Origin of the sequence: Streptomyces sp. PA03-6a, assembly GCF_033792765.1 — a bacterium.
In the GTDB taxonomy this organism is placed as follows: Bacteria; Actinomycetota; Actinomycetes; order Streptomycetales; family Streptomycetaceae; genus Actinacidiphila.
In genome coordinates this window covers 1-12,731 of sequence record NZ_JARAVK010000252.1, presented here as the reverse complement: position 1 = coordinate 12,731, position 12,731 = coordinate 1, and the positions used below count along the sequence as shown (strand labels likewise).

Below are 12,731 nucleotides of genomic sequence, written 5' to 3'. Positions count from 1 at the left end.
CGGGGGGGGTGAGGTTTTTTTAAGGGAAAGTTCTTTGGGGGTACTGCCCGCCGGTTGGCTACCAGACGATGTCGTTGGGAGCCGCCCAGACGATGTCGCCTTGCGCAGCGGGCTGCGCAGAAGCAGTGGTCGCGCCGATCAGCCCCAACGAGATGGCGGCGACGACGCCCAGAACTACACGGAGGGCGTTGCGACGAATCGATGACATGGCAGACCTGTCCTGGGGGTGTGAGCTGGGGTGTTGCTGTTCGGGGGTGCCGGTCCGGTCTGGGGGAACCGTACGACTGACTGAATTCTGTCGGACGCCAAGCCGCTGGTCTGTAGTTTTCGCGTTCCGGATTCGGACATGGCCCTATGCGGACACATGGGACCGGATGGGCCCCGAAGGGTCCATACACGAGCCCCGCCCCTTAACCTGATCGAAGCCGGGGGTGACGTGAAGCATTGGGGGTGCGAGCAGTGACCGACGACCTTCTGCGCGCCCGGGCGCAGGAACTCTACGCCCTGGCGCTCGCCGACGCCGACTGGGCGCCCGAAAGCGTCTGTGCCCTCACCGGATGGTCACACGGGGAACTGGACGCGGCGGTGCGCTGCCTGGCGGATCTCGGTCTTGCCGCGCAGTTCCCCTCCTCCCGCAGCGGCTGGTCGGTCCACTCCCCCGCGACGGCGATGGCCCAGCTGATCGAGGGCAGCCGGCGACGCACCGAGGAACTGGTCCAGACGATCACGAACGCCCACACCGCGCTGAGCCGCGTGGCGGCCGAGTTCCAGCCCGTGCACATGCGTCAGCTCGCCGAGGCGCGCATCGAGGTGGCGGCACAGCCCGCGCAGATCGCGGCCATCCTGGACGAGGCGGCCAGCACCGTCACCACCGAGATCCTCTCGATGCACGCCAGCGTGCAGGAGGAGCACCTCGGCGACACCCGCAATCGAGAGGCCCTCGGCCGCGGGGTCCGCCAGCGGTCCATCTACCTGGCGACCGCGGCGGCCGTTCCGAACATCCGCACGCATCTGAGGACCTTCGTCAACGACGGCGGCGAGGTGCGCACGACCGCGACGCTGCCCATGAAGATGATCATCGTGGACCACACCCTCGCCGTCGTGCCGGCGCTGGGGCTCGACGAGGGCGCCGGCGAGGGCGGCTCCGGCTCCGCCATGGTCCTGCGCAGCCCCGCCATGGTGGCCGTGCTGCGCCAGATGTTCGAGCACTGCTGGGCGGCCGCCTCGGACCTGTTCACCGACGACGTCGGCGCCGCGCCCGCCGCACGGCACCGGGAGGTCGTCCGGCTGCTCGCCTCGGGGCTGACGGACGAGGCCATCGGCCGCAAGCTGGGCCTGTCCGACCGGACGGTGCGGCGGATAGTGGCCGAGCTGATGCAGCAGATAGGGGCCGACAGCCGGTTCCAGGCGGGGGTGAAGATGGTCCGCCTCGGCTGGCTGGACGACGACCCCGCGCTCCTGGACGAGGTGGTCGGGAGCACCGCCACTGGTCAGGTAGGATCCTCTCTGTCGGTGAGCGCCGCTAGCTCAACTGGCAGAGCAGCTGACTCTTAATCAGCGGGTTCGGGGTTCGAGTCCCTGGCGGCGCACAATGTGAGGGCGTCCTTCCTTCGGGAAGGGCGCCCTCGCTCGTTTGTGGGGGAAGGGCGGCGCCCAGGGTGACTCAGTGCGAAAATATCCCCTAACGATGATGTGAGAGCTCTACGGGGGCTCACGAGGAGGCCATGCGCGAGCACGATCCGCCGCCGCCCGGCACGGGCAGGGAGGCCCGGCCGAGTCCAGGGGCCGCCTCGCCCGGAGGCCTGCTCGACCTGCTGCAGGTGGCGGCGATGGTGCTGGACCGCACCGGTCACATCGTGCTGTGGAGCCCGGAGGCCGAACGCCTGTTCGGCTACTCGGCGGAAGAGGCCCTGGGCCAGAACGCCGGCCTGCTGCTGGTCGCGCCCGACAAGCTGGAGCTGGTCACCGAGCTGTTCAAGCAGGTCAGGGCGGGTGCCATCTGGCAGGGCGTGTTCCCGATCGTGCACGCCGACGGCACGACCCGTGACGTGGAGTTCCGCAACATGCGGATGCACGACGTGGACGGCGGCGTCTACGCGCTGGGCCTGGGCGCCGACCTGTCCACCGTGCGGCGCGTGGAGACGGACATGGCGCTGTCCAGCAGCCTCGTCGACCAGTCCCCGATCGGGCTGGCCGTCTTCGACACGGACCTGCGGATCGTGCGCGTCAACCGGGCCATGGAGGAGCTGCACGGCCTGCCCGCGGCGGCCATGCTGGGGCGCCGGGTGCGCGAGATCTCGCCGGGGGCGGAGTTCCGGGCGATCGAGGCCCGGATGCGCCAGGTGCTGGAGACCGGGGAGCCGCTGCTGGACCTGGACACCGTGGTCAGGACGTACGCCGACCAGGAGCACGACCACGCCTGGTCGATCTCGTACTACCGGATCCAGGACCCCACCGGGCGGGTGCTGGGCCTGGCCGCGTCGATCGCGGACTTCACCGAGCGCCACCAGGCGGCCGAGGAGATCGCCGAGGCCCGCGGCCGGCTCGCGGTGATCGCCGAGGCAGGGACCCGGATCGGCACCACGCTGGACCTGCAGCAGACCGCCCGGGAACTGGCCTCGGTGGTGGTGCCCACGCTCGCCGACATCGCCACCGTCGACGTCCTGGACGAGGTGCTGCGCGGCGGCCCGGTGCCCAAGGTGCGCGCCCAGCAGTCGGCCGAGTTCCGGGCGCTGGCGGTCGCGGCCGCCGAGTCCAGCGAGGCGATCGGCGCCGTCGACCCGGTCGGGGAGCTGGCCCGGTACGCCGACGACCGGCTGATCACCAAGGCCGTGCGGGAGGGCCAGCCGGTGGTCGTGCACCGGGTGAGCAGCCGCATGCTGCGCCGCATAGCCCGCGACGACCGGGCCGCCGCCCAGCTGAAGCGGGCGGGCGCGCACTCGTACCTCGCCGCGCCGCTCATCGCCCGCGGCGAGGTGCTGGGGGCGGTCGGGATGTTCCGCACCCGCAACCAGAAGCCCTTCGACGACGAGGACCGCACGCTGGCGGTGGAGCTGGCCGCCCGGGCCGCGATATCCATCGACAACGCGCGGCTCTACGCGGGTGAGCGCAACGCCGCGCTCACCCTCCAGCGCAGCCTGCTGCCGCACGAGCCGCCACGCGTGGACGGGATGGAGATCTCCGCCCGCTACATCCCCGCCGTCCGGGAGGTCGGCGGGGACTGGTACGACGTCCTGCAGCTGCGGGACGGCAAGGTCGGGCTGATCGTCGGGGACGTGATGGGCAAGGGCCTGCACGCGGCGGCGATCATGGGCCAGCTGCGCACGGCGACCCGGGCCTTCGCCCGGCTCGACCTGCCGCCGGACGAGGTGCTGGCGCACCTCGACAACATCACCGGCAGCGCCGAGGGCGACTTCATCGCCACCTGCGTCTACGCCGTCTGCGACCCCGCGACGGGCCGCTGCCAGTTCTCCACCGCCGGGCACCTGCCGCCGGTGCTGGTGCCGCCCGGCGGCCGCGCCGAGCTGATCGACCTGCCCAACGCGGTGCCGCTGGGCGTCGGAGGGATCCGTTTCCACACGGTGGAGCGGAAGCTCGCCGAGGGCACCTTGCTGGCGCTGTTCACCGACGGGCTGGTCGAGGACCGGCGGCAGTCGATCGACGTGGGGCTGCGCACGCTGATGCGCGTCCTCAAGCTCAAGAGCCGCCGCCGCTCGCTGGAGGACACCTGCGACGTCGTGCTGGGCGCGCAGCTGCAGTCCCCCGACGACGACGTCGCCCTGCTGCTGGCCCGGATGGGGACGCACGTGGCCGAGGACGAGGCCTCCGTCGAGCTGTGAGCCGACAACCGGACCAAATCGCTCATACGGCCTGTTAACAACTCGTTTCGCGCCTTGCCATCAAGACGGGCATTCCGGGACGCTGGATCCGCGGGACATCCATGCGCCAACCGGACACATGCGCCCTCACCGGTGAGCCAACGGGTCGGATTCCGGCGGCTTTTCCGTGTACGGGCCCAGGGGAGGGCCCCGGGGCGAGAGGGGTGGATTCAGGCGTTACCTCACGGTGGTCCGGTCGTTGACGAGTCATAGCCGGCCTCACGCGACCCGGAGGCCACAGAACGCCCACGCATGCCCCGGGGGCGGGGGGCCGCAGCGCCCGGGGCGCCAACACCGCCGCGACAGCGGCGCGACATGCTTCGGGGGGAGCATCCACATGCCGCCGACATCCGGCGCCCAGCAGTACACGACCGACCCTCGGGCCGGCACGCCCGTGCCCGTCATACCCCGGCGCTCCCGCCCCGGCCCGTCCCGGCCGGAATCCGGCGCAGCGGCGCCCCGGTACGACTACGAGCACTACAGCAGGCTCGCCGGCCCGCTCACCGAGCCGGAACCCGGAGTCCCGTACCGGGTGAAGTACCGCAGCCTGCTCGCGGAGGAACCCCACCGGATCCGCGCGGCGCTGCTGCTCGGCGCGGCCCCGGTACTCTCGGCGGTGCTGCTCGCCTGGCTGATGCAGCCGGCCCACTGGACCCGCCGGGAACACGCGCCGGGCTGGCTGGTCGCCGCCGACGCCGTGATGCTCATATCCATCGGCCTGATCGAGCTCTTCCGGCTGATCAACGTGACGTCCAACGCCCATGCGACGCTCGTCGCGCGCGATCCGGTACCCGTCGTACCCGAGAAGGGCAGCAAGGTCGCCTTCGTGACCACCTTCGTCCCGGGCAAGGAGCCCCTGGCGATGGTGCGGGCGACCCTGGAGGCCGCGGTCCGCCTGCGCCACCGCGGCACGTTGCACATCTGGCTCCTGGACGAGGGCGACGACCCCGACGTCAAGAGCCTGTGCGAGCGCCTGAACGTACGCCACTTCACCCGCAAGGGCGTGGAGCGGTGGAACCGGCCCAGCGGCCCCTTCCGCGCCCGCACCAAGCACGGCAACTACAACGCCTGGCTCGACGCCCACGGCGACGACTACGACGTCTTCGCCTCCGTCGACACCGACCACGTCCCGCTCCCCAACTTCCTGGAGCGCATGCTCGGTTACTTCCGGGACCCGGACGTCGCCTTCGTCGTCGGCCCGCAGGTCTACGGCAACTACGACAGCGCGGTGACCAAGGCCGCCGAGAGCCAGCAGTTCCTCTTCCACGCGCTCATCCAGCGGGCCGGCAACGCCTACGGCTCCCCCATGTTCGTCGGGACCAACAACGCGGTGCGCATCAGCGCCATCAGAAGCATCGGCGGGCTGTACGACTCCATCACCGAGGACATGGCCACCGGCCTGGAACTGCACCGGCACCGCAACCCCGCCACCGGCCGCAAGTGGCGCTCGGTCTACACCCCGGACGTCCTCGCCGTCGGCGAGGGACCGTCCTCCTGGACCGACTTCTTCACCCAGCAGCTGCGCTGGAGCCGCGGCACCTACGAGACGCTCATCAAGCAGTTCTGGAAGGTGCCGTTCACCCTCTCCCCCGGCCGCCTGCTCAACTACACGCTGATGGTCGTCTACTACCCGATGACGGCGGTCAACTGGCTCCTGGGCGGCCTCAGCTGCGCGCTGTTCCTCGGGCTCGGCGCCTCGGGCATCCAGATCGACTCCGAGGTCTGGATGATGCTCTACAGCGACGCCGCCGCGCTCCAGATCGGCCTGTACGTGTGGAACCGGCGGCACAACGTCAGCCCCCACGAGCCGGAGGGCTCCTCGGGCGCGGCGGGCATGGTGATGTCGGCGCTGTCCGCGCCGATCTACGCCCGCTCGCTGATGGACGCGGTGCTGCGGCGCAAGAGCAGGTTCGTGGTCACCCCCAAGGGGGACTCCGCGAGCCCGGACCGGCTGCTGTCCACCTTCCGCGTCCACCTGTTCTGGCTGCTCGTCTTCGGCGGCTCGCTCGCCGCCAGCTTCTTCAACGGCCACACCCACGTGGCGATGCGCACGTGGGCGACGCTGGCCCTCGTCCTGACCCTGGCACCGATCGCCGTCTGGTCCCTGTCCCTCGTCCGTTCCAGGAGCGCCGCCCGATGAGCTACCGACCCAGCCGCAGACTGCGGAAGATCGCCGTCGGGAGCACGGCCGTGGGGGTGCTCGCCGGGATGAACGCGCCCGCGATCTACGGCTACTCGGCGGAGAAGTACCACGACTACAAGATCAACCAGCCCGGGTACAAGGCCGCGTACGGCCACTGGGACCTGGTCGAGGTGCCCGAGGAGTTCCGCGTCAACGCCGTCCACGCGGCGCTGCTGCACACCGGGAAGGTGCTGCTGATCGCCGGCTCCGGCAACGACGAGCGGAACTTCAAGGCCAAGTCCTTCAAGAGCGTGCTCTGGGACCCGGTGGAGAACACCTTCAAGGAGATCGACACCCCCAAGGACATGTTCTGCGCCGGGCACGCCCAGCTGGCCGACGGCACGCTGCTGGTGGCCGGCGGCACCGCCCGCTACGAGAAGCTCAAGGAGGCCGTGGACCGGGCGGGCGGCGCGATGCTCATCAAGAACGAGGACCCGGACAAGCCGCGGACCTTCCCCGAGGGCACGGTCTTCGTCAACGACGAGAACGGCCGGGCCTTCCGGTCGGAGTTCCCCGTCAACGTGCCCCGCGCCAAGAAGACCGTCGAGGCCAGGACCGGCAAGGTCACCGTGACCGCGAGCGAGGCACGGGTGTTCGTGCAGTCGCTGGTCAAGGGCGAGAAGGGCATCGTCAACACCGCGGCGCAGTACGGGATCCGTGGCCTGGAGGGCGAGGACCGGGAGAACTTCTACGGGCTGGCCACCAAGCTCGGCCTGGACAAGAAGGACTTCCAGGGGATCAAGAACGCGTACGAGTTCGACCCGGTGGCCGAGGCCTACGTCCCGGTCGACCCGATGAACGAGGCCCGCTGGTACCCGACGCTGGTCACCCTCGCCGACGGGCGGGTGCTCTCCGTCTCGGGGCTGGACGACATCGGCCAGGTCGTCCCGGGCAAGAACGAGGTCTACGACCCGAAGACCCGGACGTGGGCGTACACCGGCGAGCGCTACTTCCCCACCTACCCCGCGCTCTTCCTGATGAAGGGCGGGAAGATCTTCTACTCGGGCGCCAACGCGGGGTACGGGCCGGCGGACGAGGGCCGTGTCCCGGGCGTGTGGGACCTGCGCACCAACCGCTTCACCGAGGTCCCCGGGCTGGAGGACGCCGAGGACCTGGAGACGGCCGGCTCGGTGCTGCTGCCGCCCGCGCAGGACCAGAAGGTGATGGTGCTGGGCGGCGGCGGGGTCGGCGAGTCGCACTCCTCGACCACCCGCACCGCCGTGGTGGACCTGGACGCCGCGGACCCGCGGTACACGACGGGCCCCGACCTGCCCGAGCCCACCCGCTACCTGAACACGGTGATCCTGCCGGACGACACCGTGTTCACCACCGGCGGCTCCCGTGACTACCGGGGCCGCGGCGGCAGCGACGTCCTGCGGGCGCAGATCTACGACCCGGCGGACGACACCTTCCGGGAGGCCGCCGACCCGTCGGTGGGCCGCAACTACCACTCCGAGGCGCTGCTGCTGCCCGACGGCCGGGTGGCGGTCTTCGGGTCCAACCCGCTCTTCGGGGACCCGGCCGACACCAAGCCGGGCTTCTTCGAGCAGAGGATCGAGGTCTACACCCCGGCGTACCGCTACCGGGGCTCCCGGCCCTCGCTCGGCGCGGGCCCGCAAGCCCTCCGGCGCGGCGGCACGGCCACCTTCCGGGCCGCGCACGCGGAGCGCATCGAGGCGGCACGGCTGATGCGGCCGAGCGCGGTCACCCACGCCACCGACGTGGAGCAGCGGTCGATCGCGCTGGACGTGGAGCGCGGCGAGGGGTCGGTGAGCGTGACCGTCCCCGAGGACCCGTCGATCGTGCCGCCAGGCTGGTACATGCTGGTCGTCACCGACGACGAGGGCACGCCGTCGCAGGCGCGCTGGGTGCGGGTGACCTGACGGGAGGGGCCCGGCGGGCGGTCAGGAGGCCGCGCGCCGGGCCAGTCCCAGGGCGTACTCGGGCCACCAGTCACCCGCCCGCGGGCCGCCCTTGCAGGTGCCGTCGGAGTCGCCGGGACGCTTGATCCACAGGTAGGCGTCGACGAGTTCGTCACCGGTGTCGGTGGTGGGCGGGGTGCCCAAGCCGCGGCCGGGCGGGTTGCACCAGGCCTCGTCGTGGGCGCCGTCGAGGGGGCCACGGCCGTTGCGGCTGGTGTCGATGACGAAGTGCTTGCCGCCGAGCCGCGCGGACAGCTTCCTGCCGTACGCGGTGTTCGCGGCGGTGCTGTAGAAGTTCGAGGTGTTGAGGGCGAAGCCGTCCGCCGCGGCGACGCCGGCCGCCCGCAGCGGGCCGGCCAGGCGGGCGGGGTCGCTGACCCAGCCGGCGTTGCCGGCGTCGAGGTAGACCCGCACGCGGGGCAGCGCGCCCAGGGTGTCCACGGCGTGGGTCAGCAGGGCGTAGCGCTCCTTCTGGAACTCGCGGGGCGTGCAGCCGTCGACGATGTGGGTGAGGGCGTCCGGTTCGAGCACCACCAGCGCCTCGCGCTCACCGATGCCGGCGGCGACCGCGTCGACCCAGGCGCGGTAGGCGGCGCCGTCGGCGGCGCCCCCCTGGGAGTACTGACCGCAGTCGCGGTGCGGGATGTTGTAGAGCACGAGCACGGGTGTCCGGCCGTCGCGGGCGGCGGCCTCGGTGTAGCCCCTGGCCCGGTCCTGTGCGTCGTCCTGGCCGATCCACTCGGCGACGGGCCGGCCCGCGATCCGTTCCAGCAGTGCGGCGTCGGCCTCCCGGCCTTCCTGGCGCCACTGCGCCGCCTGACGGGCCGCGGCCGTGTCCGGGTTGACCCAGAACGGCGCCCCGGCGGTGCTCCCGGGGCTGCTGCCGCCGCCCTTGTCCTGGTTCCCCCCGGGCTTGCCGGTGCCGAAGCAGCCGCCCAGCGCCATGGAGAGCAGTCCGGCGGCGGACACGGCGCAGGCCGCCCTGCGCAGCGGGCCGGTGTTGGTGCCGAACATCCACTCCCCCTTGGATGGCGGGACGAGACCGGTCGCCGCCAATCCTGACATACCGAACGGTCAAGGGGCCCTCAGATCAGGGCAGTCGGTGCCTTTCCCGTCGAATGCCGCGTCTGCTCCCCATGGCAGAATCCCCCGGCGAAGCCGTGTCCGCCGAGGGCTGGAGCCGGACGTGACAGAGCACCCGACGCACCGTGCGCGCGAGCTGCGGCTCGCCGAGGTCTTCGTGGACCTCGCCGACACCCTGGACGGCGACTTCGACGTGGGCGTCTTCCTGGAGCGGGTGGCCGACCGCTGCGTGGAGCTGCTGGACGTCACGGCGGCCGGAGTGCTGCTGGACGACGGGCGCGGCGAGCTGCGGACCGCGGCCGGCTGCGGCGGCGCGGGCGAACTCCTGCGCCGGCAGCGGGAGGAGGGACCCTGTCTGGACTGCTACCGGGGTTCGGACGTGGTCACCGCCCCGGACCTCGCGCGCTGCGACGACCGCTGGCCGCGCTTCGCCCCGCTCGCCCGCGACCGGGGCTTCCACGCGACGTACGCCGTGCCGCTGCGGCGCCGGGCCGAGGTGATCGGCGCGCTGAACCTGTTCCGCGGGGTGCCCGGCGATCCCCCGGGCGGTGACGTGGCGCTGGCCCGGGCCTTCGCGGACGCCGCCGCCATCGGGATACTCCAGGAACGGGCCCGGCAGCGGCAGGAGGCGCTGGCCGCCCAGTTGCAGGCCGCGCTGGACAGCCGGGTCGTCCTGGAACAGGCCAAGGGCGTGCTGGCGGAGCGCTGGGGCGTCGGCGTCGACGAGGCGTTCACGGCGCTGCGGCGGTACGCGCGGACGCACCGGGTGCGGCTCGCGGAACTGGCCCGGGGTGTCGTGACGGGCACGGTGGACTCCGACGCGCTGCGGAGGGCCGGCGACTGACCCACCGGCGGGGGACGTCACGGGTTCGCCCTCGGCCGGGCCGGTGACGGCGCGTCGGGCATAGGCTGGGCCCACCACCCCGGACCCCGGTGGCGTCCCGTTCCCGTCCCCGTGCCGCAGGCGCCAGGCTCCCGTCCCCGGAGACGTCCCATGTCCGACGACGCCACGAACACCATGCCCCGGATCCACCGGCGCACCGACGGGTCCAGCACCCTGGTGACGCTCGGCGGCGAGGTGGACGCGCTCACCGCGCCCGGGGTGTCCGCCGCCCTCGACGCGCTGACCGGGGCCGACCGCCCGGACATCGTGGTGGACCTGCGGCCGGTGGAGTTCATCGACTGCAGCGGCCTGTCGGCACTGGTGCGCGCCCGGCGCCGCGCCGAGGAGCACTCCGGGCGGGTACGGCTGGTGTGCCGGGACGAGTTCACGCTGCGCACGCTGCGGGCGACCCGGCTGACCCGGTGCTTCACGATCCTGCCGGACTGGCCGGAGCCCACGAACTGACACGCGTCCCGTACGCGCGCCCCCAACACGCCCTAGCCCGGCCGCATTCAGGTGTTCTAGCCTGACAGGGCGGCCCAGGACCCCGGTCGCCGGAAGTGTTTCCTACGCCTCCAGGACGTGGTCCGGCCATGGCCAAGCTCGCGGCCTCCTCACGACTGTCCCTGTCCGATCCGCGAAGATCCGCACCCGACGCCTCATGGACCTTGCCCCTGGGGCGTGGCGGCGGTGCTGGAAGTCCTGGCGCACGGCACATCGGCGACACGCGTGGCCGCGGCGGTCGGGGTCGCCCGCTGCTACGTCCTCGCGCCCACCGTGTCCGCCGGCGTGCCTCCGGAGCCGCCGGACGGGGTGCGGGTGCGCCGTCTCTCCCCTGACGCACCGGACCACTCCCGCGGTCCCGGCGCCCGAGGGTAAGGAGCGCCCGGCCGGCGGCTCCGGGAGGAGCGGACCGCGGGCCGGGCGCTGTACGCCCCGGGGAAGAGCCTGGGGTCAGGCCTTCGGCGTGAGCTGCACGGTCCGTCCCTCGCGGGCCGAGACGGCGGCCGCCTTGATGACCGTGAGCGCGTCGGCGGCCTCGCGGGCGGTGACCGGCGGCGCGGTGCCGTCCCGCAGGGCGGCGGCGACGGCGGCGTAGTACGCCGGGTAGTCGCCCGGCACGGTCGGCACGGGGCGCACCTCATCACCGGCGCCCAGCGTGCCCCACTCGGCCTCCGGTTCGGTGCCCCACACGGCGCCGGGGGCGGGGCGGGCACCGTCGCGCAGCGCGGCCTCCTGTGGGTCCAGGCCGTGCTTGACGTATCCGGCGGCGCTGCCGAGCACCCGGAAGCGGGGGCCGAGCTGCGCGGTGGTGGCGCTCATCCACAGATGGGAGCGGACGCCCCCGGCGTGGGTCAGGGCCACGAAGGCGTCGTCGTCCACCTGGGCGCCGGGCCGGCGCACGTCCAGCTCGCCGTACACACTGACGGCGGGCCCGAAGAGGGTCAGCGCCTGGTCGACGAGGTGGCTGCCGAGGTCGTAGAGCAGGCCGCCGATCTCGGCGGGGTCGCCGGACTCGCGCCAGCCGCCCTTCAGGCTCGGCCGCCACCGCTCGAAGCGGGACTCGAAGCGCCACACCTCGCCCAGTTCACCGCGCTCCAGCAGCCCGCGCAGGGTGAGGAAGTCGTTGTCCCAGCGGCGGTTCTGGAAGACCGAGAGCAGCAGGCCGCGCTCGTCGGCGAGGTCCGCGAGGGCGTGCGCCTCGGCCGCGGTGCCGGCGACCGGCTTGTCGACGACGACCGCGAGTGAGGCCTCCAGTGCGGCGGTCGCGAACGGGACGTGGGTCTTGTTCGGCGAGGCCAGGACGATCAGGTCGAGCTCGCCGGCGCGCTTCCACAGCTCGTCCGGGTGGCCGGCGATGCGGACGTCCGGGTGCTCGGCGCGCGCCTGCGCCTGGCGCTCCGGGTTGCCGGTGACGACGGTGTCCAGGACGAGGCCGTCGGTGGTGGAGATCAGCGGGGCGTGGAAGACCGAGCCGGCCAGACCGTAGCCGACCAGCCCGACGCGAAGAGGTGCGGGAGCCATGCCACCACTTAAGCAACGCTGTTGCCAAAGCGCAAGCGAACCTGACAATGGGAGATGTGAACAGGGGAATCTCCGGGGCCAACCTGCCCGCGCTGCGCAGTCACAACGCCGCCCTCGTTCTGGGCCTGCTGCGGACGGCGACCGTGGGCGAGGGCGCCGGCATCAGCCGCCTGGAACTGGCCGAGCGCACCGGGCTCACCCCCCAGGCCGTCAGCAAGATCACCGCACGGCTGCGGGCCGACGGCCTGGTCGACGAGGCGGGGCGCGGCGCCCCCACCGGCGGCAAGCCGCGCACCCTGCTGCGGCTGGCGCGCCGCGCCCGGTACGCCGTGGGGGTGCACCTGGACCGCGACGAATTGACGGTGGTGCTCGCCGACCTGGCGGGCGGCGTGGTGGATGCCAGGACCGTCCCCCTGGACCTACGCCGCCCGGCCGGAGAGGTGCTGGAGGCGGCGGCGGGACTGGTCAGGGAGACCGTCGGCGCCACGCCCGGCGCGGACGGGGCGGTGCTCGGCGCCGGGCTCGCCTGCCCGGGCCCCCTCGACCACACCGCGGGGGTGCTGCACCGCGTCACGGGCCTGCCGGGATGGGACGGCTACCCGCTGCGCGACGCGCTGGCCGAACGCCTCGGGCTGCCCGTCGTGCTGGACAAGGACACCAACGCGGCGGCCCTCGCCGTGCTCCCGCCCGGCGGGAACGGGAACGGGGACGGGGACGGCGCGTTGGTGTCCTTGTCCAGCACGACGGGCAGCCCGAGG

11 protein-coding genes and 1 tRNA gene are annotated in these 12,731 nt (G+C 72.6%); 8 read left to right on the top strand and 4 right to left on the bottom strand.

The window, feature by feature from the left end:
• Window positions 1-561 precede the first annotated feature (561 nt).
• Window positions 562-1,011 (bottom strand): hypothetical protein, encoded by a 450-nt coding sequence (locus PV350_RS38080; protein WP_500338034.1) that lies wholly within the window; start codon window positions 1,009-1,011, stop codon window positions 562-564.
• Window positions 969-1,319, bottom strand: coding sequence for a hypothetical protein (locus PV350_RS38075; RefSeq protein WP_499512047.1), 351 nt, complete (start codon window positions 1,317-1,319; stop codon window positions 969-971). The genes PV350_RS38080 and PV350_RS38075 overlap by 43 nt, the downstream gene beginning before the upstream one ends.
• Here PV350_RS38075 and PV350_RS38070 point away from each other — a divergent pair.
• From PV350_RS38070 to glxA, 5 genes are all read left to right on the top strand, one after another.
• Window positions 1,231-1,554 (top strand): LuxR C-terminal-related transcriptional regulator, encoded by a 324-nt coding sequence (locus PV350_RS38070; protein WP_500331353.1) that lies wholly within the window; start codon window positions 1,231-1,233, stop codon window positions 1,552-1,554. The two genes, PV350_RS38075 and PV350_RS38070, sit on opposite strands and share 89 nt — an antisense overlap.
• A tRNA-Lys gene (locus PV350_RS38065) sits at window positions 1,517-1,589 on the top strand. The genes PV350_RS38070 and PV350_RS38065 overlap by 38 nt, the downstream gene beginning before the upstream one ends.
• A gap of 135 nt (window positions 1,590-1,724) precedes the next feature.
• Entirely contained in the window at window positions 1,725-3,839 is a 2,115-nt protein-coding gene (locus PV350_RS38060; RefSeq protein ID WP_500338032.1) for a SpoIIE family protein phosphatase, read from the top strand.
• 376 nt (window positions 3,840-4,215) lie between these two features.
• Entirely contained in the window at window positions 4,216-6,018 is a 1,803-nt protein-coding gene (locus tag PV350_RS38055; protein ID WP_500338031.1) for a glycosyltransferase family 2 protein, read from the top strand.
• A complete protein-coding gene (gene glxA, locus PV350_RS38050; RefSeq protein WP_500338029.1) occupies window positions 6,015-7,943 on the top strand; it encodes a radical copper oxidase GlxA in 1,929 nt (642 codons plus the stop codon). The genes PV350_RS38055 and glxA overlap by 4 nt, the downstream gene beginning before the upstream one ends.
• Window positions 7,944-7,964: 21 nt before the next feature.
• Here the strand turns inward: glxA and PV350_RS38045 are convergent, their stop codons facing one another.
• A complete protein-coding gene (locus tag PV350_RS38045; RefSeq protein ID WP_499512051.1) occupies window positions 7,965-8,996 on the bottom strand; it encodes a glycoside hydrolase family 6 protein in 1,032 nt (343 codons plus the stop codon).
• Between the two features lie 172 nt (window positions 8,997-9,168).
• Between PV350_RS38045 and PV350_RS38040 the strand changes: the two genes are divergently transcribed.
• Window positions 9,169-9,909: a GAF and ANTAR domain-containing protein gene (locus tag PV350_RS38040; RefSeq protein ID WP_500338026.1), complete on the top strand. Its 741-nt coding sequence runs from the start codon at window positions 9,169-9,171 to the stop codon at window positions 9,907-9,909.
• Between the two features lie 150 nt (window positions 9,910-10,059).
• A complete protein-coding gene (locus PV350_RS38035; protein WP_500338024.1) occupies window positions 10,060-10,413 on the top strand; it encodes an STAS domain-containing protein in 354 nt (117 codons plus the stop codon).
• A 489-nt stretch (window positions 10,414-10,902) separates the two neighbouring features.
• On the opposite strand, the gene PV350_RS38030 is transcribed toward PV350_RS38035, so the two are convergent.
• On the bottom strand, window positions 10,903-11,973 hold the full coding sequence (locus PV350_RS38030) for a Gfo/Idh/MocA family oxidoreductase (RefSeq protein WP_500338022.1): 1,071 nt from the start codon (window positions 11,971-11,973) through the stop codon (window positions 10,903-10,905).
• Window positions 11,974-12,020: 47 nt separating this feature from the next.
• On the opposite strand from PV350_RS38030, the gene PV350_RS38025 reads away from it, so the two are divergent.
• Window positions 12,021-12,731 (top strand): ROK family transcriptional regulator (locus PV350_RS38025; protein WP_500338021.1); only part of this gene is annotated, 711 nt, incomplete at its 3' end.

Excerpts from the sequence above, each read along its gene's own strand:
- PV350_RS38080 (WP_500338034.1), bottom strand. The coding sequence starts at position 1,011 with ATGCGTGCGGATGTTCGGAACGGCCGCCGCGGTCGCCAGGTAGATGGA.
- PV350_RS38075 (WP_499512047.1), bottom strand. The coding sequence starts at position 1,319 with ATGGCCTCGTCCGTCAGCCCCGAGGCGAGCAGCCGGACGACCTCCCGG.
- PV350_RS38060 (WP_500338032.1), top strand. The coding sequence starts at position 1,725 with ATGCGCGAGCACGATCCGCCGCCGCCCGGCACGGGCAGGGAGGCCCGG.
- PV350_RS38055 (WP_500338031.1), top strand. The coding sequence starts at position 4,216 with ATGCCGCCGACATCCGGCGCCCAGCAGTACACGACCGACCCTCGGGCC.
- glxA (WP_500338029.1), top strand. The coding sequence starts at position 6,015 with ATGAGCTACCGACCCAGCCGCAGACTGCGGAAGATCGCCGTCGGGAGC.
- PV350_RS38045 (WP_499512051.1), bottom strand. The coding sequence starts at position 8,996 with ATGTTCGGCACCAACACCGGCCCGCTGCGCAGGGCGGCCTGCGCCGTG.
- PV350_RS38035 (WP_500338024.1), top strand. The coding sequence starts at position 10,060 with ATGTCCGACGACGCCACGAACACCATGCCCCGGATCCACCGGCGCACC.
- PV350_RS38030 (WP_500338022.1), bottom strand. The coding sequence starts at position 11,973 with ATGGCTCCCGCACCTCTTCGCGTCGGGCTGGTCGGCTACGGTCTGGCC.